This is a genomic window from Cupriavidus neocaledonicus (genome assembly GCF_000372525.1).
Lineage (GTDB): Bacteria > Pseudomonadota > Gammaproteobacteria > Burkholderiales > Burkholderiaceae > Cupriavidus > Cupriavidus neocaledonicus.
This window is the reverse complement of the sequence record NZ_AQUR01000090.1, coordinates 39,060-60,382: the sequence shown is the minus strand read 5'-3', so window position 1 is coordinate 60,382 and position 21,323 is coordinate 39,060. Positions and strand designations below refer to the sequence as shown.

The 21,323-nt window shown below is 69.3% G+C and carries 18 protein-coding genes; 6 read left to right on the top strand and 12 right to left on the bottom strand.

The window, feature by feature from the left end; translation table 11 throughout:
- Positions 1–86: 86 nt before the first annotated feature.
- The 7 genes from A3AG_RS0111615 to A3AG_RS31590 all read right to left on the bottom strand — a co-directional run bounded on the left by A3AG_RS0111615 (position 87) and on the right by A3AG_RS31590 (position 6,436).
- On the bottom strand, positions 87–440 hold the full coding sequence (locus tag A3AG_RS0111615) for a flagellar protein FliT (protein ID WP_018005560.1): 354 nt from the start codon (positions 438–440) through the stop codon (positions 87–89).
- A gap of 1 nt (position 441) precedes the next feature.
- A complete protein-coding gene (fliS, locus tag A3AG_RS0111610) occupies positions 442–867 on the bottom strand; it encodes a flagellar export chaperone FliS (RefSeq protein ID WP_018005559.1) in 426 nt (141 codons plus the stop codon).
- A gap of 36 nt (positions 868–903) precedes the next feature.
- Positions 904–2,310 (bottom strand): flagellar filament capping protein FliD, encoded by a 1,407-nt coding sequence (fliD, locus tag A3AG_RS0111605; protein ID WP_018005558.1) that lies wholly within the window; start codon positions 2,308–2,310, stop codon positions 904–906.
- A 33-nt stretch (positions 2,311–2,343) separates the two neighbouring features.
- Positions 2,344–2,700 carry a flagellar protein FlaG gene (locus A3AG_RS0111600; RefSeq protein WP_018005557.1) on the bottom strand — a complete coding sequence of 119 codons (357 nt, stop codon included), beginning with the start codon at positions 2,698–2,700 and terminating at the stop codon, positions 2,344–2,346.
- 146 nt (positions 2,701–2,846) lie between these two features.
- Positions 2,847–4,085 carry a flagellin FliC gene (locus A3AG_RS0111595; RefSeq protein WP_018005556.1) on the bottom strand — a complete coding sequence of 413 codons (1,239 nt, stop codon included), beginning with the start codon at positions 4,083–4,085 and terminating at the stop codon, positions 2,847–2,849.
- Between the two features lie 225 nt (positions 4,086–4,310).
- Entirely contained in the window at positions 4,311–4,637 is a 327-nt protein-coding gene (locus A3AG_RS0111590) for an RNA chaperone Hfq (RefSeq protein ID WP_018005555.1), read from the bottom strand.
- Positions 4,638–5,479: 842 nt separating this feature from the next.
- Positions 5,480–6,436 carry an oxygenase MpaB family protein gene (locus A3AG_RS31590; RefSeq protein WP_018005554.1) on the bottom strand — a complete coding sequence of 319 codons (957 nt, stop codon included), beginning with the start codon at positions 6,434–6,436 and terminating at the stop codon, positions 5,480–5,482.
- 251 nt (positions 6,437–6,687) lie between these two features.
- Here A3AG_RS31590 and A3AG_RS0111580 point away from each other — a divergent pair, with 251 nt between their 5' ends.
- Positions 6,688–6,960: a hypothetical protein gene (locus A3AG_RS0111580; protein ID WP_181955796.1), complete on the top strand. Its 273-nt coding sequence runs from the start codon at positions 6,688–6,690 to the stop codon at positions 6,958–6,960.
- Positions 6,961–7,240: 280 nt separating this feature from the next.
- Positions 7,241–7,675 carry a BON domain-containing protein gene (locus A3AG_RS0111575; RefSeq protein WP_026164120.1) on the top strand — a complete coding sequence of 145 codons (435 nt, stop codon included), beginning with the start codon at positions 7,241–7,243 and terminating at the stop codon, positions 7,673–7,675.
- A gap of 153 nt (positions 7,676–7,828) precedes the next feature.
- On the opposite strand, the gene ku is transcribed toward A3AG_RS0111575, so the two are convergent.
- Together ku and A3AG_RS0111565 are read right to left on the bottom strand one after the other, a co-directional pair.
- On the bottom strand, positions 7,829–8,911 hold the full coding sequence (gene ku, locus A3AG_RS0111570; RefSeq protein ID WP_018005551.1) for a non-homologous end joining protein Ku: 1,083 nt from the start codon (positions 8,909–8,911) through the stop codon (positions 7,829–7,831).
- A 216-nt stretch (positions 8,912–9,127) separates the two neighbouring features.
- Positions 9,128–11,161, bottom strand: a complete 2,034-nt coding sequence (locus A3AG_RS0111565; RefSeq protein WP_018005550.1) for a hybrid sensor histidine kinase/response regulator — start codon at positions 11,159–11,161, stop codon at positions 9,128–9,130.
- Positions 11,162–11,290: 129 nt separating this feature from the next.
- Here A3AG_RS0111565 and A3AG_RS0111560 point away from each other — a divergent pair, with 129 nt between their 5' ends.
- Positions 11,291–11,488: a hypothetical protein gene (locus A3AG_RS0111560; RefSeq protein ID WP_018005549.1), complete on the top strand. Its 198-nt coding sequence runs from the start codon at positions 11,291–11,293 to the stop codon at positions 11,486–11,488.
- Here A3AG_RS0111560 and A3AG_RS0111555 read toward each other — a convergent pair.
- Both A3AG_RS0111555 and ligD read right to left on the bottom strand, forming a co-directional pair.
- Positions 11,485–11,886 (bottom strand): hypothetical protein, encoded by a 402-nt coding sequence (locus A3AG_RS0111555; protein WP_018005548.1) that lies wholly within the window; start codon positions 11,884–11,886, stop codon positions 11,485–11,487. The two genes, A3AG_RS0111560 and A3AG_RS0111555, sit on opposite strands and share 4 nt — an antisense overlap.
- 127 nt (positions 11,887–12,013) lie before the next feature.
- On the bottom strand, positions 12,014–14,854 hold the full coding sequence (gene ligD, locus A3AG_RS0111550) for a DNA ligase D (protein ID WP_018005547.1): 2,841 nt from the start codon (positions 14,852–14,854) through the stop codon (positions 12,014–12,016).
- Positions 14,855–15,143: 289 nt separating this feature from the next.
- On the opposite strand from ligD, the gene A3AG_RS0111545 reads away from it, so the two are divergent.
- Complete coding sequence (locus A3AG_RS0111545) at positions 15,144–16,148, top strand: SDR family oxidoreductase (protein ID WP_018005546.1); 1,005 nt, start codon at positions 15,144–15,146, stop codon at positions 16,146–16,148.
- Positions 16,149–16,331: 183 nt separating this feature from the next.
- Positions 16,332–18,359 (top strand): hybrid sensor histidine kinase/response regulator, encoded by a 2,028-nt coding sequence (locus A3AG_RS0111540; RefSeq protein ID WP_018005545.1) that lies wholly within the window; start codon positions 16,332–16,334, stop codon positions 18,357–18,359.
- On the opposite strand, the gene A3AG_RS0111535 is transcribed toward A3AG_RS0111540, so the two are convergent.
- Positions 18,344–19,405, bottom strand: a complete 1,062-nt coding sequence (locus tag A3AG_RS0111535; RefSeq protein ID WP_018005544.1) for a sigma-54 interaction domain-containing protein — start codon at positions 19,403–19,405, stop codon at positions 18,344–18,346. The genes A3AG_RS0111540 and A3AG_RS0111535 overlap by 16 nt on opposite strands.
- A 381-nt stretch (positions 19,406–19,786) precedes the next feature.
- Here A3AG_RS0111535 and A3AG_RS0111530 point away from each other — a divergent pair, with 381 nt between their 5' ends.
- Positions 19,787–21,187 (top strand): sigma-54-dependent transcriptional regulator, encoded by a 1,401-nt coding sequence (locus tag A3AG_RS0111530; RefSeq protein ID WP_018005543.1) that lies wholly within the window; start codon positions 19,787–19,789, stop codon positions 21,185–21,187.
- Positions 21,188–21,323: the final 136 nt, after the last annotated feature.

Sequence of the window (21,323 nt, the reverse complement as noted above, 5' to 3'; positions counted from 1 at the left end):
GCCTGCCGGTGGGAGTGTGGAGCGGCGTTCAGGCCGCCTCGGGGAGCGGCGTTCAGTCCGCCCCGGGGAGCGGCGCCCAGTCCGCCTCAGGTGGTGGCGCCTGCCGTCGCACCATACGCGGCGCTCAGCTCGAACTGCCGGCGCGAGCTGGTCAGCATGTCGCCGAGCCGCTTGAGTTGCGGCAGCGCCAGGTCGCGGATGCGGGCGTCGTAGGTCAGGATGCGATCCAGCAGCTGGTAGCGCCGCATGCGCTCGGCATCGGAGAAGGGGGCGTCGTGGTCGAGCAGGCGCAGGCGCTCCACCTGTGCCAGGTAGGCCTGCTGCAGGGTGGTCACCGTGTCCCAGTCCGCGCCTTGCGCGGCCTCATGCATGCGCGCGGACAGCGCGAGGATTTCCTCGTAGCAGGCCACGATCGGCGAAAACACTGGAGGGAAGGCCATGTCAGTTGTCCTGTAAGGCGGGTTGCCGCTCGGTCCCGGCGGCCGCGTCATCGATCTGTGCCCAGGCCGAGGCCAGGCTTTCCAGCAGCGCGTCGACCTCGGCCAGCAGCGCCGCGTCGCTGCGCAGGTTGGCCAGCATCAGCCGGCGCACCATGTATTCGTACAGCGCTTCGAGGTTGGCCGAGATCTCGCCGCCGGCGTCGTGGTCGAGCACGGCACGCAGGCCGTTGTCGATGATGTCGATGGCCTTGGAGATGGCATTGCCGCGTTCGGCGACATTGCCGCCCTCCAAGTGGAACCTGGCCCGCGCGATCGCGGCGCGCGCGCCGTCGTACAGCATGGTGATCAGCTTGTGCGGGCTGGCGCTCATGACACCGGTCTGGACGCCGACCTGGGCGTAGGCGTTGGCGGATGCGCGGGCGAACATGGCTTGGATTCCTAAGTGGCGGTGGGATGCGGCGGCTTACTTCTTGATGCTGTTGTTAAGCGCGTTGAACTGCTGCGTCAGGTAGCTGCTGGTGCGGTTCATCTGCGCCACCACCAGGTCCAGCTGTGTGAACTGGGCCTTGTAGCGGTCGACGGTGGCGGTGACGCGGTCCTGGACGCGGTCATAGTCGTCCTCCAGGTCCTTCAGCGTCTTGGTAATGCCATCCTGCGCTACCTTGAGCGCGCCGTCGGTCTTGCTCAGGCCCTCGATATAGGCGGTGGCCCGCTTGCCGATGCCGCCGTCGCCGGTGGTGCTGGAGAACAGGGACGTGACCCCGCCCAGGTTGTCGTTCAGCGCCTTGGTCAGCTTGGCATCGTCCAGCTTCATGGTGCCGTCTTTCTGGAACGTGATGCCGACGTCGATCAGCGTGATGGTGCCGCCGTTGCCGTCGTCCATGGCGCCGCCCAGCATCGATCGCAGGCTCGACTGGATCGAGCGCAGCGTGCCGTCGCCGGTCAGCGCGGCCGACGTGCCGGCCTTGGTATCGAACGCCGTCAGCGACTTGGCGGTGCTCTGGATGTTGTTGTACGCGGTGACGAAGGCCTGGATCGAGGCCTTGATCGCGTCGTTGTCGCGCGTTACCACCAGCGAGGTGGTGCCGGTCTTCGACAGGTTCATGGTCACGCCCTGCGCGGCGTCCACCACGGCATTGCTCTGGCTGACCACGTCGATGCCGTTGATCTTCAGCGTCGCGTTGGCCGGCGGCACCTTCTGTTCCATCTTGTTGGCCGCGGGCGCGGCGGCCGGGTCGAAGGCGACCACGTTGTTCAGCGCCGGGTCCGTCGAGGACACGCGCATGGTGGCCTGCGTGCCGGTCTTGTCCGAGGTCAGCACCAGGCGGTACGGGCTGGCGCTGCCGTCATTGACGATGCTGGCGGTCACGCCGATGCCGGCCTTGTTGATGGCATCGCGCATGCCCTCGAGCGACGAGCCCGCCGCAATGGTGACCTTTTTGGTGCTGGCGGGAGCGCCGCCGGTGGCCAGCGCCTCGCCGAAGTCGAACACCAGCTCGCCGCCGCCGATCGCGGCCTTCTGGTCGGCCACGTTGCCGCTGACCAGCGACTGCGCGGTCGCCAGCGTGTTGACGGTGATGGTGTAGTTGCCCGGCACGGCATTGGCCGCGGTGGTCACCGACATGACGTCCGGCGTGCCGACCGCGGCCTTGACCGCGCCGAAGGTGGCGGCGCCGGACAGCTTCGTGGCGGCGGCCTTGTACGCATCCAGCACGCTCTGCACCTGGCTGTACGCGGACAGCTTGGTCTGGTAGCTCTTGGCCTGGGTGTTGATGGCCTCGAGCGGCACCTGCTCGGCCTTCTGCAGCTGGTCCAGCAGGGTGCTCAGGTCCAGGTTGGAGCCGATGCCGATGGAGGAGATCGTTGCCATTTTATTGTCTCGTCTTCAACTGTTGATCAGGTCTCAGGCCGCCTGGCTGACGAACAGCCCCTGCAGCTTGTCGATCGCGCGGGCGATGCGCAGCAGCTCTTCGGTCGGCATCTGCCGGATCAGGTCGCCGGTTTCCTTGTCGACCACCTTGGTGATGACGCGGTGCGTGGTTTCGTCGATCTCGAAGCGCAGCCCGATCGAGGTGGTCTTGAACGCTTCCACCAGCTCGCTGATTGCGGCGGAGGTGGCGCCGGTCTGTGCCGGGGCATTGGCGACGTCTTCCTCCGGCGCGCGCAGGCCGGCGCGTGCGGGCATCGCCGCCGTGCCGTGGGCCGGCACGTCGGGCGGCAGGCGTCCTGCGGTCAGGTTCACGGTGGGAAGAAGCGCCATGCTGTGCTCCGTTGGCGTGTGGCTGGTTCAGGGTGAAACGCTTGGCGGGCAGCGGTCTGCCTGCGAAACGCTCCAGCGCGTTCCTGGGCGTTGGCAAAAAGGCCGGGCCTTGCGGCCCAGCCTCGTATGCCAGTCTGCGGATGCGATTAACGCAGCAGCGACAGCACGCCTTGCGTGGTCTGGTTGGCTTGCGCCAGAACCGAGGTACCAGCTTGTTGCAGGATGTTCGCGCGGGTCATGTTCGACACTTCCGTTGCGTAGTCGGCGTCCTGGATGCGCGAGCGCGAGGCCGACAGGTTCGTCACGGCGGTGCCCAGGTTGGAGATCACCGAGTCAAAACGGTTTTGCACCGCGCCCAGCGAGCTGCGCAGGTCGTCGACCTTCTTGATGGCGGCATCGATGGAAGCCAGCGGGCTGGCGGTCGAGCCGGTCTGCAGGCTGCCCACGGAGATCTTCGACGTGTCGACGGTAAATGCGGCGGTGCCGCTGGTCGTCGTCGTGTCGGCCGACTGCGGGTCCAGTGCGACGTAGCGGTACATCGAGGTGCCGTTCACAGCCCCGGTGAAGCCTTGGTTGATCAGCGAGGTGGCTTCACCAGCGCTTGCCGGGGTGATCTTCACTTCCGCGTACAGGTTACCGTTTTTGTCGGCCACCGCGTTGCCAGTGAGGGTCGCGCCGCCGGCAGCCAGGCCGAGCTTGGTCGACAGATCGTCAGTGGTCTTCTCTGCCACGGTCGTGGCCGTGACGGCAGTGGTCGAGCCATAGATAGCCTGCAGCTGCGCAGCCGTCGGTGCGTCGCCGGCGGCGGATGCGGTCGTGCCGTCGAAGGCGAAGCTGGCCGTCGCCGTCGGGCCGGCAACGTTGAAGCCTTGCATGCCCAGGGTCTTGGAGCTGATTTCCGTCAGGTTGATCGTGATGGTTTCGCCATCGTTCGCGCCAACCTGGATCGTCAACGGCTTGGCGCTGCTCGACAGGACCTTCACGCCGTTGAAGTCGGTCTGTTGCGACGTACGGTCGATTTCAGCCAAGCGCTGGGTGATTTCATCCTGGATCGACTTCAGGTCCGAACCCGAGTTGGAGCCGTTGGCGGCCTGCACGCTCAGTTCACGGATACGCTGCAGGTTGTTGTTGACTTCGGTCAGCGCGCCTTCAGTGGTCTGCGCCAGCGAGATGCCGTCGTTGGCGTTGCGCTGGGCTTGGGTCAGGCCCTTGATGTTGGCGGTGAAGCGGTTCGCAATGGCCTGGCCGGCGGCGTCGTCCTTGGCGCTGTTGATGCGCAGGCCCGACGACAGGCGTTGGATCGCGGTGTTCAGCGACGATTGCGAAGCGTTCAGGTTGTTCTGAGTCATCAGAGACAACGAGTTGGTGTTAATGACTTGCGCCATGGTACGACTCCTGTATGCAAAGTTTTGGGCATTCCGGCTAGTGCCGTAACGTTGGCGGCCTGCTTTGCAGGGCGTAGAGTGCCTCCGTTGCTTGGGTTATCGACCGGGCAAGGCAAAGGTTTAGAGTGATCTCCGCGATAGTTTCGCGGGGTGCCGGCAGGGCGGGGGAGGCGTCGTACGGCGACGTGGGTCGGGGGTGGGAAAGGGTTTGGGCCGTGCGCCGGCCTAGCGCCGCTTGCGCGTGCGCGGAATATAGAGCGGCACGAAATCCGGCGCGGCCACCGCTTCCGGTGCCACGCCTATCGCCTCCGGCGCGTCGGCCGACGTGACCAGGCAGATGGCGCGCTTGTAGACCACGGTGGGCTGGATGTCGTCGGGCCGCCGGCCGAGCAGCAGCACGAAATCGTCGGCGGCCAGCACCAGCCCGTGCAGCCGGGCGCCATTGGATAAATGCACGATCACCGGCGACTGGGTGATGCGGTACGCCGCGAATTGCTGGGACTGCAGTTGCCGTCGGCTGGGTTGCTTGGGCGGGATTTCCTTCTTCTTCACAACGACTCCGGAAGAGCCCGCAAGGGTTCTGGCGGCTGATAACGGTCCGTTGGCCGGCGGCCTGGGATGCGGCACGGCCTGGGCGGCAGGGGAAACATCCGCTCTCGGTAACGGCGACCGGGCTGGCCGCCTGCATTGCGCCCAGGCCCGGCCCGGCGTGCGGGCCACGGAATGTCGCGCAATGGCCGGCGGTTGGCGCTGCCAGAAGAGAAGGGGAATACTTCAGGGCTGAGGGTAACAAAGTTTTACAAGCGTTGACGGACGGCATGGCACTCATCATCTAGAGGCAATGCTCTACTTATTTTGTTGCGTTCCGTCGTATTTTTTGATAGATAGCTGCGCCCGAGCGGGCGAGCGGAGGCGCGCCCTTGGCCGGCAAGCGCAGGCGGGCATTGGGCTGGCGGGGATTTGCCAGCCTCTGCAAGAAATAACCTGAAAATGATTTCAGGGGCAGAATTGCCAGAAATACGCAAAAGCGCGCGTTTCGCGCTAGGGGAATCCCCTGATAGAAGCGGGATTTACACCTCATGTAAGCGCGTTTATATTCGTCACAAGAGCTGTTTGGCTCGAGCAGTCCTGGAAAGCCTACGAGCACCCCGCGCGTGGGCTTTTTTTTGCCCGCGTCGTTTGAATCGCGCTCTGCGGCGCAGTGGCCGGGCGGTCGAATTACCTGACCGGCCGTTCGGAATGCCCAGCGACATTTAACGCCACTTCCCGGCGGCCCGATTTCGTGAAATGCGGGGGATTCCGCCGCTAATTCCGTTTTCCCTTCCAGAAGCGTTCGCTGATCGGCCGGTGTCGTCGCCGCGCGCGTCGGTCGCGGTCGCTCCGGCCTCGATCCCTCAACCCGCCCGGGCGTCCGTGCCGAGCGCCACGCGCCGCCGGGCCCGCGCGGCCAGGCCGGCGCCCAGGGCCCAGCGCAGTGCCGGGGCGAGCACGCGCATGCCGGCCAGCGCCGCGGGGCGGCGGATCGACGGCCCATCCAGCTCAAGCTGGCGGCGCGCCCATGGCGGCAGCAGTGCGATGCCGGCGTCGGCCATGATGCGGACTGCCGGCTGCAGCAGCGGATTGGCCACCGGCATCTTCCTGACCAGCCGTACCACTTCGCGGGTGCGCTCGCTGGCCAGCAGCGCGGGCCGCATGGATTCGAGATAGGCGTCCACTTCGGCGCGCGAGCGCGGCACCTCGGCCGCGCCGAGCAACTGTGCGATGCGGGCCACTTCGGCGTAATAGCGGTCCTGCTCGGCCGCGCCGAGCGGGCCGACATAGCGCAGGTAGCCTGCGAGGAAGCTCGATACCTCGGCCACGTGCACCCAGGTCAGCAGCGCGGGGTCCGACGCCGCGTAGGGCCGTCCGTCCGGCGCGATGCCGGACACGCCGGTATGGATGCGCCGCACCCGTTCGATCAGCGCCATGGCGTCGGCACGGCTGCCATAGGTGGTGCCGGCAATGAACTGCGCGGTGCGGCCCAGCCGTCCCTGCATGTCGGTGCGGAAACTGGAGTGGTCCCATACCCCTGCCAGTGCCAGCGGATGCAAGGTCTGCAGCAGCAACGCGCTGACCCCGCCGGCCAGCATCGCGGGAAAATCCGCATGCACGCGCCAGCAAACCGCTTCCGGGCCGAACAGGCCGGGGTCGCCGGGGGGATTGTCATAGTCCAGGCGCAGGCCGGAGTTGCTGCGGGTCAGCGCGCGTACGTGCGCACCGGCCTGCTCCCGCAGTCTTGCGGAGAGCTGATGCAACGGGCCGCGGCGCTGCGGCGTGGCGCTGCCCGGGGCGGGGTCGGTGACGCTGGACAAGGCGGGAACTGCCTGGAAGAAAAAGGGATCGGGTCACGGCCAGCATACACGGGATGGCGGCGCCCTGCGCGCGCAACGCGCCGCCGTGACCCCACGCGTAAAAAGGGCCGGAGCCCCTTTCAGGGTTCCGGCCTGCCAATCTCCGGCGTATGCCCCTGCGTCAGCACCGCATGTTGCTCACGCACATACCCGGATAGCTGCCTTGTTGTAGCGGCTGGGTGTTACTGCTGGCGTTGTCCGCCTTGTCCGCCTTGTCCACCCTGCTGACCACCCATCTGCCCGCCCTGGCCGCTTTGCTGGCCGCTGCGCTGGCCGCTTTGCTGGCCAGGCTGCGAGCTGCCGCGGTCCTGCTGCTGCTGTTGATCCTGCATGCGGTCCTTGTCACCCATCTGCCCGCCGCCTTGTTGTCCAGGTTGCTGCTGGCTGCCGCGTTGGCCAGTTTGCGATTGTTCCTGCTGCTTCTGGCCCGATTGCGATTGGCCCGACTGCGATTGACCCGGCTGTTGCTGCTGTCCCATTGCTAGCTCCTTGACGCGGCGAACTGCCGCAGACCTTGCTTCGCAATCGCCATGCCAAGCGCGACAGCGCCGCTACGCCGCCTGGGTCGGTGCGATGCGCGCGATGCGCCACGCGCGCGCCGCGGCGCTTTTACAACGCGTGGCCCGTTTTACACAGCGTCCCGCCGGCTGCGGTGGGCCCAACCCGGCCCGCCGCCGCGGGTATGGAGCTTGCTGAAAAATGGCTTGCCAGTGGCGCCGCGTGCCGGCCCGGCAGCGGGTGCGCTGGACCGTCAAGGAGGAAGCCATGCGATTTTCCCGAATCACCGCGCGCACCGTGCGCATGGCCTGCGCCGCGGCGCTGGCGGCGGCTGCCGGCAGTGCGCTGGCGCTCGACAAGAGCGGGCTGGTCTTCGTTGCTGCCGACGATGCGCCGGTGGCACCGGTCAACTCGGCGCCGGGCATGCCGGGGCGGCCCGACCCGGATACCAGCGCGGTGACTGGGGTCGACCCGGCCGGGCAAAGCCTCGAGGACAGCGCCATCACTACGAAAATCAAGACCCGGCTGCTCGGCATCAAGGATCTCAAGTCCACCGGCATTCATGTGAAGACGCAGCAGGGCGCGGTTGAGGTCAGCGGCACGGTGCCGACGCAGCAGCAGCATGACCTTGCGTTGAAGACGATTCGCAGCGTCGAGGGCGTGACGTCGGTCAATGACAATTTGAAGGTGTCGGCGCGATGAAGGGCGGTGGTGGCATGCTGTCGACGCCTTCAGGGCAGCCGGCGGCATTCCCGACGTGTTGAACTCCGTCGAGGCGCTGGCCCTCTCCGCGCGGGAGAGGGGGTACACAGGCGGCACGTGTGGACGGTGGTGTCGTCGTGGCTCGCCGGGCGTTCAAGCCGCGCGCTTCCTGCCTGTCGCGCCGGCGCTCTTGCGCGCGGCCGGCGCGTGCGATCCGCTCTTGGCGGGGCGCTTGGTGCTGGTGGTCTTCGAGCTCGTACTGCGCGTGCGCCTGGCCGGCGTGGCGCTGGAGCGCTTCGCCGCGGGCTGCTTGCGCGCGGCGGCGTGCCGCGCAGGGGTCTTGCGGCGCGCGGGCTCGGCTTCGGCTTCGGCATCGGTCTCGGTTTCGGTCTCGGCCTCGGCCTCGCTCTCGTCTTCCTGCTTGCCCTTGCCGCCGCGCTTGCCCAGGCTCTGGCGCAGCAGCGCCACCATGTCGATGACCTTGGCGCCCTGGCGCGGGGCTTCTTCCTCTTCCGCGGCCGGGGTCAGCTGGTGGGTCTTGCCGGATTCGATCTTTTCCTCGATGCGCGCCATCAGGTCGTCGCGGTAAGTGTCCCGGTATTGCTCGGGGGCCCAGTCCTCGGTCATGTCTTCGACCAGCTTGGTGGCCATCTCGATCTCGCGCGCGCGTGCGCCGGTGGCCTTGCCGCTGGCTGCCTTGGGCAGGCGCAGTTCGGCGATCGGCAGCACCTCGTCGGCGAAGCGCATGGTGTTCAGCACCAGCGCATCGTCATGCACCAGCATCGCCGCGAGGTGCTGGCGGGCGCGCAGCACCACCAGCGCCAGCGCGGCCTTGCCGGTGCGGCGCATGGTCTCGTGCAGCAGTGCATAGCCGCGCTCGCCGCGCTTGTCGGGCTCGAGGTAGTACGGAGTGTCGAAGTAGTACGGCGGAATGCTCTCGGCGTCGACAAAGCTGACGATGTCCACGGTCTGCGTGGCCTCGACATTGGCCCGGCGGAAATCTTCATCGTTGAGCAGCACGTACTCGTCCTTGGCGTACTGGTAGCCCTTGACGATATGCTCCTTGTCGACCGGCTTGCCGGTGCTCTTGTTGATGCGCTGGTAGCCCACCGGGGCCATGTCGCGCACGTCCAGCAGGTCCAGGTCGAGCGACTGGCTGCGCGACGCGGGGCGCAGCACGACGGGAATGTTGACGAGGCCGAAGGCTATGGCGCCTTTCCAGATGATGCGAGACACTTGATCGCTCCTTTGCCACGGGCGCCCGCGCGTTGCGGCGGCGGTGGCGGCATGTCGCCCGGAGGCGGGTCTTCCACGGGTTGGGGCGGGCCCGGCGGCGGCTCCGGCGGCGGGACTTCGGGCTCGCGGGGCGGGATGTCGGGATCGGGCGTGGTATGCACGGATAGCTCCTTGTTGAATGCTTGGGTGAAGGCTCCGGCGGGCGCGGGCATGACGCTAGGCGCGCTCCTGGTCCAGTTCATCGAGCAGCCGCGTCAGCGCGTCCAGGTCGGCGGGCTTGACCAGGTGCTGGTCGAATCCCGCCGCCAGTGCGCGGCGGCGGTCCTCGGGCTGGCCGAAGCCGGTCAGCGCGACCAGCCTGGCGCCGCGCAGTTCGGGCAGCGCGCGCAGCCGGCGCACGGTTTCGAAGCCGTCCATGGCCGGCATGCCCAGGTCCAGCAGCACCAGGTCCGGGCGCGCGTCGCTGGCGCGCGCCAGCGCGCTGGGGCCGTCGGGCGCGGTCACCACGGTGTGCCCCATGGCCTGCAGCGCCATCGTCATGGCCTCGAGCGCGTCGACGTTGTCGTCCACCAACAGGATGCGGCGCGGCACGCTGCGTCGCGGGCCGGCCTTGCCGGACCCGGGATGCCAGTGCTGCCACGGCTCGACCGGCAGCGTCACGGTGAAGGTGCTGCCCTGGCCGGGGCCCGCGCTGAAGGCGCGGATGGTGCCGCCGTGCAGCTGCACCAGCTTTTGCACCAGCGTGAGGCCAATGCCCGGTCCATCATGCGGAAAGGCGCTGTGCGATGCTTCCGTGGGGGCCTCGTTGTCCCCGGCCGGGTCGGGCGGGGCCAGCGGATCGAACAGTTGCCGCTGCAGTGCTGCGGACAGGCCGGTGCCGTTGTCGCGCACGCGTACCGTCACCTGTCCGCCCGAAACCGCATCCGGCACGGTCTCGGGCGCGCTCTCGTCGAAGCCGGCTTCGACCGAGATCACGCCCCCGGCCGGGGTGTACGCGGCCGCGTTCTGCAGCAGGTTGCTGAAGATCTGCGTCAGGCGCACCAGGTCGCCGCGCACCGGCAGCGGCTGTTCGGGCAGCGACAGCCGCAGCGTGTGCCGGTAGGCGTCGAGCACCGGACGCACCGCTTCCACCGCGGTATTGAGCGCGGTGCGCAGCTCCACCAGGTCTTGCCGCAGCGTGATGCGGCCCTGGTTGAAGCGCGAGATGTCGAGCAGCTCGTCGACCAGGCGGGTCAGGTGGTGCACCTGCCGGCCGATGATGTCGCGCGCGCGGAACATGTCCTCGCGCGTCGGCGCGAGTTGCTGCAGCAGGTCGGCGGCGCTGCGCAACGGCGCCAGCGGGTTGCGCAGCTCATGCGCCAGCATCGCCAGGAACTGGTCCTTGCGCCGTTCCTCGTTGCGCAGCGTGCGCCCGGCGCGTTTCTGCAGCGTCACATCCTGGCAGATCCCGGCAATGCGCAGCGGCGGGCCGCCCGCGACAGCCTGCGGGCCGTTGTCGTCGGCGCCGCCACGGCTGCGCATGGGGAACGCGCGCGCGCGGACTTCGCGCGTCTCGCCGCCGGGCAGGGCCAGTGCGAATTCGATATCCATGTTGCCGTCGCTTAGCATGCTGCTCACGGCGGCTTCGACGCGCGCGCGGTCGGACGGCGCGACGCGTTCCAGGCAGCGGCGGGGATCGTCCATCAGCTGCTCGGGCGAGTGGCCGCAGATCGTCGCCAGCGACGAACTGGCAAACAGCAGCCGCCGCGTTGTCGGATCGAGGATCCAGACCACGTCGGCCAGCGATTCGGCGAGCTGGCGGAACATGTCCTCATGCTCGTGCAGCGCGCGCGAGGTGCGGTGGTAGGCGTCTTCGGCCCCGCGCAGGCGCAGCAGCGCCTGGATGCTGGACAGCACTTCCTCGGGTTCCGCGGGCTCGACCAGGTAACCGTCGGCGCCACAGTTCAGCGCCTCCACGCGCTGCCGCGACTGCGCCAGCCCGGGCGAGGTCAGCAGCACCAGCGTGCGCGCCGTCTGCGGATCTTCCTTGAGCAGGCGGCACACTTCGAGGCCGCTGATATCGGGCAGCTTGGCCGACAGCAGCACCAGCGACGGCTCGTGCTGGCGCACCAGCGACAACGCCGAATGGCCGGTGACGGCCTCGATCACGGAAAAGCCGCCGCGATGCAGGATGCGGCTCTTGACGTAGCGCGGTCCTTCACGATCCTCCACATTCAGGATCAGCGCGGCGCGCGTGCTTTGCGGCTTCATGGCTGCACCTTGCGCGGCGCTACGGCGCGCGCCCCCGACATCGGGCGGCACGGCACGGTCGCGGCGTGTAAATGCGCGCCGGTCCTGGGGTGTCGCGTGTAAGACTTACCACGGTGGCGCGCACTGCCTTTGAAAATCCTGCAATCCCCCATCCCCCAGATCATCGCCGTCCCCTTGTTCATCAACATCGCCGCGGAGTTTTGCGCGGGCCGTTCCGCTTCGCAGTGGCAAGAGGCGTGCCGGCTTGGCAACGTCGCGGGCGGGCAAAGCGCGGGGTGGCATGCCGGCATCCGGACCGAAACCTGCCGGATCGCCGTGCGGGGCTAGCGGCGCGCCGCCTCGCCGCTATGGGCCTCGGCGCTGGGCGAGGTGCCGCCTTGCGGGCCGGTGGAGCGCGGCGCTTCGGCTGCCTTCTGCGGGATCTTGCCCGGCTCGGTCCAGCCCTTGTAGTCGGTGCCCTTGCCAAAGCGTGCGGCAATGCGGTCCTGCACCGCGGCCAGCGCGTCGGCTTGCTGCTTGGCGGTTTCGGCTTCCTTGGCCTTCTTGGCTTCGGCGGCCTGCTGCTGCTCGGGCGTCGGCGGAGGCAGCTTGGCCTGCACCGGTGCGGCGGCGCAGGACAGCATGGCGCACGACACCAGCAGGCGGCGCAGGCTGCGGCGATTGCGCGGGGCCGCGCCGGTGGTGCCGGCGGCGCGCAGGTTCGCGATGATCTTGAGTGGGGGCATGGTCTGTCTCCGTAGGGTGTTGCCGACCCGGCGCGGCTTGCTGCGTGGATAGCGCCGGGACACGCTCGCCACCAACGGGCAAGAAATGTGCCGCCGCCACGTCCGCGAGGGAGTCCGCTGGCGCAGGCTAGCCGGTCCGCGCCAGCCGTGCCGCGGCGCGCGTGATGGCCTGCCGGGTGCCGGCGTAGTCGGCCCACGGATCCGCCGCCTCCAGCGCGTCCAGCCTGGCTTCGACGTTGGCGACGGTCCACTGCGCGGCGCTGGTCAGTGCCTCCAGTTCGTCCCACGCCACCGGAATCGATACGCCCAGCCCGGGCCGCGCGCGTGCCGAGAACGCCGCTACCGTGGTCGCGCCCATGCCGTTGCGCAGGTAATCGATGAAAATCTTGCCAACCCGGTTACGCGCGCCACTCTTGGCGACGAAGCGCTGCGGCAGCGTCGCGGCCATGTGCAGCACCACGTCGCGCGCGAAATCCTTCAGCTCGTCCCAGCCCGCGCGCGGCGTCACCGGCACCACCACGTGCAGGCCCTTGCCACCGCTGGTCTTGAGGAAGCTGGACAGACCCAGCTCGTCCAGCAGCGCCTTCATCAGCGCGGCCGCCTCCCGCACCTGGGCCCAGGGCACCCCCTCGCCGGGGTCGAGGTCGAAGATGATGCGGTTGGGCCGGTCGATGCTGCGCTTGCTCGCATTCCAGGTGTGGAATTCCACCACGTTGAGCTGCGCCGCCGCGACCAGTGCCTCGGCCGAGGCGATCTCCAGCAGGGCGGGATGTCCCGGCCACAGGCCCGGGTCCAGCACGTTGAGTCCCTCCACGCGCAGCGTGTCGCTGTGGCGCTGGAAGAACTGCTCGCCGCCCACGCCCGAGGGCGCCCGCACCATCGCGATCGGCCGTCCGCGCAGGTGCGGCAGCATCAGCGGCGCGGCGCGTTCGTAGTAGCGCACCAGTTCGCCCTTGGTCAGGCCCGACCCGGCATCGATCACGCGTTCGGCGTGGCTGATCGAGACCTTGCCGCCCACCGCGGTCTGGCGCTTGGCCGCGCCGGCCTTCTTCCCCGGCGCGGGCCTGCCCGTGGCTTTCTCCCGCGTCGTGGCCGCCGCCTTGCCTTGGCCCGCGGGCGCCGCCGGCTGCTCCACCGAAACCGCGCCGGCGGGCTTGTCGGTGCGCAGGCCGTGGAACACCGCATGGCGCACCCGGCCTTCGCGGGTCCAGCTGCCGAACGAGACTTCGGCCACCAGCCTGGGCTTGACCCAATGCCCGCGCACGCCCGCCGGCACCGTGTGGAACGGCGCGGCATCGGCACGCAACGCGTCCAGTTGCGCGCGCAGCTCGTCCAGCGTGCGGGTGTCGAAGCCGGTGCCGACATTGCCGGCATAGCGCAGGCGTCCGCCGCTGTCGTGCACGCCCAGCAGCAGCGAGCCGATGCCGGTGCGGCTGCCCTTGGGATCGGTAAAGCCCGCCACCACGAATTCCTGGCGCAAGGTGCATTTGAGCTTGATCCACGTATTGCTGCGCGCGCTGACGTAGCCGGAGTCGACGCGCTTGCCGATCACGCCTTCCAGCTTCATGCGGCACGCCGCATCGAGCATGTCGCCGGCGCTGGCTTCGAAGTCTTCGCTGAACTGCAACCGCGGCGAGGCATTGAGCGTGAAGATCCGGCGCAGCAGCGCGCGGCGCTCCACCAGCGGCACCTTGCGCAGGTCGTGGCCGGCAAAGTACGGCAAGTCGAAGACAAAGTACTGGATGGCTTCGACACGCGAAGTGTCGAACGCATTCTGCAAGGCCTGGAAGTCGGTCTCGCCGTGCTTGCCGAGCACCACGATCTCGCCGTCGAGCCAGCCGTCGGGCAGGCCCAGCGCGCCGACGTCACGGGCCACCGCGCGCAGCTTGCCGGTCCAGTCGTGGCCCTGGCGCGTGAACAGCCGCACGTCCTTGCCGTCGACGCGCGCCAGCAGTCGGTAGCCGTCGAACTTGATTTCGTAGCGCCAGGCCGCGGCGTCGGGCGGCGGTTTTTCGACCAGCGTTGCCAGTTGCGGCGCCAGTGCCAGCGGCAGCGCCGCGCGGGTTGCGCCGGGCGGGGGCTTGAGCGCGCGGCGGGCATCGTGCGCTGCAGGCATAGCCGCTTCTGCCGCTCCGGCCGCTCCGGCCTCTCCGGCCGCCGTGGCTGGCTTGCCGGCGCCGGCGCGCTTGGCGGCGGGCTTGCGCTGCGTGCCGCCCAGCACGCTGTCGGGCAGGGCTTCGACCACGTCGAACTCCGACGCCGGCACCGCGGCATCGTCGCGTTCCTTGATCAGCAGCCAGGCGTCCTGCTCCTTCTGCCGGCTGCCGTGCATGCGCACCAGGGTCCAGTGTCCGTGCAGCTTTTCGCCGCGCAGCTCGAACTTGAGCTTGCCGCTGCGGTAGCCTGCCTCGGCGTCGCCCACCGGCACCCAGGTGCCGCGGTCCCAGACGATCACCGTGCCGGCGCCATAGTGGCCGGCGGGAATCACGCCTTCGAAGCCGGCGTAGTCCATCGGATGGTCTTCCACATGGACCGCCATGCGCTTGTCGGCCGGGTCCAGGCTGGGCCCCTTGGGCACGGCCCAGCTCTTGAGCGTGCCGCCCAGCTCCAGCCGGAAATCGTAGTGCAGCCGCCGCGCCGCATGCTTCTGGATCACGAACGACAACGCCGCGGCGCGCTTGCGCGGTGCGGCGCGGCCAGCGGCGCCGCTGGGCTCGGGGGTCGCGCCGAAGTCGCGCATGCGGCGGTATTTATCGAGCGCCGCGGGTGTTGCGGGGGCCGGGGCCGCGCCGCGTGCCGCCGGGCGGGCGCTTGCGGCGCGCGTGCGTGCGGTCTTGCCGGCGGACTTGCTTGCGGGCTTGGCCGCGGTCGTCTTGCCGGGCTTGCCGCCCGTGCTGCCGGCAGGCTTCGCGGCCCGCTTGCCAGCGGCGCCCTGCGCGCCCGAGTCCTGCGAAGTGGTCTTGGCCATGGCGGTCGCCGGTTGCGTGGATGCATCCAGCTTAGGCAGCACATGGCCGCGCTGAAATCGGCGCCCGTCCTACATGCCGCACCGCACGCGGCAGCCCGATCGGCACAACCGCGCCCATCACCGGCATGCGTCCCCGGCGCCATGTGGTTCTTACCAGGCGTTGTAAATCTGCCGTGGACGCCATGCCCCGGCGCCGCGGTCACGGCGGGTCCGCAACGGGAACGCTCCTTGCGACTTTCGACCGATACGCCCGGCGCCGGGCCGGGCCTCCCCACTGGAGGAAGGGCAGATGAAACCCACCTTGAAGAGAATCAGCTCGCAGGTCATGGTGCTGACCGGCGCCAGCAGTGGCGTCGGGCTGGTCACTGCGCGCAAGGCGGCGCAGCAGGGCGCACGACTGGTGCTGGTGGCGCGCAGCGAGGGGTCGCTGCACCAGCTGGCGGAAGAGTTGCGCGAGCAGGGCACCGAAGTGATCACCGTGGTCGCCGATGTCGGCCGGCACGATGAGGTCGGCAAGGTGGCGCATGCCGCGATCGAGCGCTTCGGTGGCTTCGACACCTGGATCAACAATGCCGGCGTGACCATCTTCGGGCGCCATTGCGACGTGCCGCTGGAAGACCAGCGGCGGCTGTTCGACACCAATTACTGGGGCACCGTGCACGGCTCGCTGGCGGCCGCGGCGCACCTGCGCGAGCGTGGCGGCGCCATCATCAACATGGGCAGCGAGGCCGCCGACGGCCCGATGCCGCTGCAGAGCGCCTACTCGGCCTCGCAGCACGCGATCAAGGGCTTCACCGATTCGCTGCGGCTGGAGCTGGAGCAGGAGCAGGCCCCGGTCAGCGTGACCCTGATCAAGCCCGCCGGCCTGGAAACCCCGCTGGCCATGCACGCCAAGAACTTCCTCGACGTCGAGCCGCGCCTGCCGCCGCCGCTGTATGACCCGGCGCTGGCCGCGGATGCGATCCTGTTCGCCGCGGAAAACCCGCGCCGCGAGCTGTTCGTCGGCGCGGCGGCCAAGGCCTTCTCGGCCGCCGCGTACCATGCGCCGCACACCTTCGACCGCTTCATGCGCCGCTTCATGGGCCGCGCGCAGCAGACCCGCCATCCGGCCGGCCCGCTCGAGGACAATACCCTCTACGGCAGCGGCAGCGGCCTGCAGGAGCGCACCGGCACCCGCGCCGCGCTGCACTCCTGCCCCTACACCACTACCGCGCGCTACCCGATGCTGACCACCGCGCTGGTGGTGGGGGCCTCGGCCGCGGTCGCGGCAATGGTCCAGCTGCGCCGCCGCTAGCGCCCCGCCGGCGTGGCGCGGCCTGGTTCGCGGCCCGCCGCTGCGCGTCCTGCGCCACCATATCGGGTGGCGCATGGGCCGCGAGCGCCTATCATTGACTGGCAATGCCCGCGTTCGCGGGCATTTGGCCCTGTGCGGCGACACGGGCCTGCCGCCGTCAATCCCACCCTACCGAAGGTCCACATGTCCGGGCTGCAAGTGGCAAGCGAAGTTCGCTCGACCCTGCTGGAAGCCTCCGCCGGCCTGGCGCCGGAGGATGAAGCTGCGCAACTGGCGCAACGGTATCGCCGCCTGCTCGACGCGGTGCAGGACTGCGCGGTGTTCGAGCTCGACGCGCATGGCGTGATCGTGGCGTGGCCCGAGCCGGCGCGCCGGCTGTTCGGCTACAGTGCCGCGGAGATCGCCGGCTGCCATGTTTCGCGGCTGCACCGTGCCGAAGACGTTGCCGCCGGGCTGCCGCAGCAATGGCTGGATGCGGCCGCGCAGGCCGGCCAGGCGCAGGATGAAGGCTGGCGCGTGCGCCGCGACGGCAGCCTGCTGCGCGCCCGCTGCGAGATGCGGCGCATCGGCATCGCCGAGCTGTCGCCCCCTGCGCCAGGTGCGGCAGGCGGGTTTGCCGACGGCGCCGCGGGCGCCGGCTTTATCGTCTCGTGCCGTGACACCACGGTGCAGCAGGCCGCCGCCGACCAAGCGCGCCTGGCCGGCGACAAGCTGCGCCTGCTGGCCGAGAACCTGCCCTGCACGGCGGTGTGCGAACTCTCGCTCGACGGCACCATCCGCAGCTGGAACGCGGGCGCGCGCGCGCTTGCCGGCCACACCGCGGAAGAGGCGGCGGGCCAGCCGCTGGCCTGGCTCTATACCCGCCAGGATGCCGCCGCGGGCCGCCCGCAGGCGGCGCTGGAAGCGGCGCGGGCCTGCGGCCAATGGGCCGGCGAAGAACGCCTGGCGCGCAAGGACGGCTCGGTGGTGCGCTGCGCCACGCGCATGGTGCTGGTGCGCGACGCGGCGGGGTGCCCGGAAAGCCTGCTGTGGACCGCGCGCGACCTCAGCGATGCGCTGCGGCTGGAAATGCTCGATGCCGGCAACCGCCGGCTGCAGTCCTTCCTCGCCATCCTCGCCCACGAGCTGCGTAACCCGCTGGCGCCGGTGCGCAATGCCGTGGAAGTGATCGTGCTGACCGCCGACGCCGGGCCGCGCGTGCGCCGCTGCGCCGAGATCATCGACCGCCAGCTGCGCCAGGTGGAGCGGCTGGTCAACGACCTGCTCGACGTGGGCCGCGTGACCGCCGGCAAGCTCAAGATGGAACTGACGCCGACGTCGTACAACGACGTGGTCACCACCAGCCTCGAAGCGATCCGTCCCACGCTGGAAGCGTCCGGCCAGCAGCTGGTGGTGGCGCTGCCCGAGGTCTCGCCCTATGTGCGGGCCGATGCCGCGCGGCTCGGTCAGGTGCTGTTGAACCTGCTCAGCAATGCGGCCAAGTACACGCCGCGCGGGGGGACCATCAGCGTGCAGGTCAGCGTCGAGCCGGCGCGCGTGATCACCGCGGTGTCGGATACCGGCCGCGGGCTGGAACACGCGGCGCTGGACCGGATCTTCAACCTGTTCGCGCAGGAAAGCGACGCCGGCAGCCGCAGCGGGCTTGGCATCGGCCTGGCGCTGGCCAAGGCCATCCTCGAAGCGCATGGTGGCGCGATCCAGGCCGACAGCGCGGGCGCGGGCAAGGGCAGCACCTTCACCGTGATCCTGCCGCGCGCCAGCGCGCGTCCGGCCGAGGCCGCCGCGCCGGCGCCGGGCAAGGCGCCGCGCCGGCGCGTGCTGGTGGTCGACGACAATGCCGACTCCGCCGACAGCATGGCCGAACTGCTGATCCTGCTCGGCCACGAAGCCCAGGCTGCGCACAGCGGCCAGCAGGCGCTCGGCGTGGCCACGTCGTTCCGGCCCGACTGCGTGCTGCTGGACCTGCAGATGCCCGACATGTCGGGCTATGAAGTCCTGGAAGCGCTGCGCAAGGCTTTGCGCGGCCACGTGGTGCAGTTCCTCGCGCTGTCGGGGCGCGGCACCGCCGAAGACCAGCGCCGCAGCCGGGAGGCCGGCTTCGATGCACACCTGACCAAGCCGCTGTCGATCGAGGCCCTGTCGCGGGCCCTGGCCGAGCCGGTGCCGGCAAGCCCCGTGGGGCCGGCCCCGGCGCCTCACAAGGAGCGGTAGGCGTCGAGCCGGTTGTAGAGCGTCTTCAGGCTGATGCCGAGGGCGCGCGCGGCCTGGCGCTTGTCGCCGTCGAAGCGCGCCAGCGTCGCCATGATGATCTCGCGCTGGGTGTCGGCCAGCGTGGTGCCGACGCGCACGTTGACCACGCCGTCGACGGTGGTCGGGCGCGGCGCCTGCGTGGCGAGGTTGGGATTGCCGATCTCCACCACCTTGTCGGCGAGGATAAAGGCGCGGTAGACCGCGTTCTTCAGTTCGCGCACATTGCCGGGCCAGTCGTAGCGCACCAGGCGGTCGAGCGACCCCGCCGAAAAGCTCTTGTCGGTGCGCTCCATGGCGTTGTATTCGGCCAGGAAGTGGCGTGCCAGCGGCACGATGTCGTCGGGCCGCTCGCGCAGCGGCGGGATATGCAACGGGAACACCGCGAGCCGGTACAGCAGGTCCTCGCGCAGCTGGCCGCCGCGCACGGCTTCCACCGGGTCGCGGTTGGTGGCCGCCAGGATGCGCACGTCGGTGGCGATCAGCGTATCGCCGCCGACGCGGTGGAAGGTGCGGCCTTCCAGCACGCGCAGCAGCTTGATCTGCATCTCCAGCGGCATTTCGGTGACTTCGTCCAGGAACAGCGTGCCGCCCTGGGCCTGCTCGAAGTAGCCCGCCTTCTGCTCGATGGCGCCGGTAAAGCCGCCCTTTTCATGGCCGAACAGTTCGGATTCGATCAGCGTGGGCTGGATCGCGCCGCAGTTGACGGCAATGAAGGGGCCGTTGCGACGGGCGCTGCGCTCATGCACCGCGCGCGCCACCACTTCCTTGCCCGAGCCGCTTTCCCCCACGGCCAGCATGGTGACATCGGTGGGCGCCACGCGCTCGATCTGCGCCAGCAGGCGCTGCATCGCGGGCGCGGTGCTTTCCCACAGCAGCGACACCTGCGACGGCACGGCACGGCGCGGCGCGGGTTCGCTGGCCGGCGCGGTGCCGGCGGCGTGGCTGGCGGCGTGGCTGGAAGGGGCGGCGGCGTTGCTGCGCCGCGAAGTGCTGGCGGTCACTGGCACGGGTTGCTGGCCCGAAATCGGCCGATCGAGGGTTGCACGTGGCGGGTTGCCGGGAGAAGTTCCTATGCTAGCCTTTGGCGTGGGGGCTTGCCATAGCGGCGCGCGCTTGCGCGGCAACTTCCGACAGCTGTGTCAGACGGACACCGGCAACGACCGTGCCTGCCCGGGCTTAGACTGGCATTACGCAGTGTGGACCCGCCCCGCGGACCAGAATCCGCAGTCAGGGCCGTGCCTCCTGTCCCTGCCATGGCTGCCGTACGCGCCACGCATGAGGCGCGCCGGCGGATTTCCGCAGACCCTGCGCCGGTCGGTGTTGCGGTTGCGGAAGGCAGCGCCCGGGGCTTTGCCTTGAGTTTCCATTAGGTCTCACTGACGGATCGTATGCCCCACATCCTGATTGTCGATGACGACGAAAACGCATGCGCCGCCCTGGCCGAGATCGTAGCCATGGAAGGCTTCACCTCCGCCACCGCCGGCACGCTGCGTGAAGCGCGGCTGCAGATCGGCTGGCGCATGCCGGAAGCCATCGTGGCCGACCTGCGCCTGCCGGACGGCAACGGCATGGAACTGTTCGAGGAGGTCGGCGCCTCCGGCGTCGAGGTGATCCTGACCACCGGCTACGCCAGCGTGGAAAGCGCGGTGGAAGCGCTGCGCGCCGGCGCCACCGATTACCTGGTCAAGCCCATCAACGTCGCGCGCCTGCAGACCGTGCTCAAGCGCCTCGCCACCACCGGCGAGCTGCGCGCCGAGATCCATTCGCTGCGCGGCGAATTGCGCCGCTACGGCCGCTTCGGGCGCCTGATGGGCAGCTCCGAGGTGATGCAGGCGGTCTACGACCAGCTGGCGCGCGTTGCGCCCACCGAGGCCACGGTGTTGCTGATCGGCGAAAGCGGCACCGGCAAGGAGCTGGCTGCGCAGACCGTGCACGAACTCTCGGCGCGCCGGCGCCAGCCGTTCCTGGCGGTGAACTGCGGCGCGATCTCGCCCACGCTGATAGAAAGCGAGATGTTCGGCCACGAGCGCGGCAGCTTTACCGGCGCCGACCGCCAGCACAAGGGCTATTTCGAGCGCGCCGACGGCGGCACGCTGTTCCTGGACGAGATCACCGAGATGCCCGCCGAGCTGCAGGTCAAGCTGCTGCGGGTGCTCGAGACCGGCACCTTCATGCGGGTGGGCACCAACCGCGAATGCCATGCCGACGTGCGCGTGCTGGCGGCCACCAACCGCAACCCCGAGGAAGCAGTCGCCGACGGCAAGCTGCGCGCCGACCTGTTCCACCGCCTCAACGTGTTTCCGGTGGAGCTGCCGCCGCTGCGCGCGCGCGGCGACGACGTGATCCAGATCGCCAACATGATGCTGGACCAGCTCAATGCCGAGCAGGGCGTGCAGCGCCGCTTCGCGCCCAATGTGCTCGACAGCCTGCGCCTGCATGCATGGCCTGGCAACGTGCGCGAGCTGCGCAACTTCGTCCAGCGCGCCTTCATCATGGCCGACGACGATCTCATCACCGAGGCGCAGGTGCCGCTGCAGGTCGCGGCCACGCAGGCGCCGGGCGCGGCGGTGGTGTCGGTGCCGGTGGGGATGTCGCTGGCCGACGCCGACCGCCAGCTGATCTTCGCCACGCTGGAACAGTGCGCGGGGGTCAAGAAGCACGCCGCGGAGATCCTCGGCATCAGCCTGAAGACTTTGTACAACCGGCTGGAAGATTATGCCGCCCGTGGCGAATTGCCAGAGTGGTTGCGCGCCTCGCGCAATGACTCGGGTCCGTCCGCAACCGGATGACGGCGTGGGCCATGGCTTGGGACCACGGGGATGGCGGGGGCGCGCGGCGACCCCGGTGACGGGCTGGGCGCGTGGAGCACGTTTCTTGCTTCCGAGCAGGGCAATGTCTCCGGCCGATCCGGCCTGCCATGTCCAC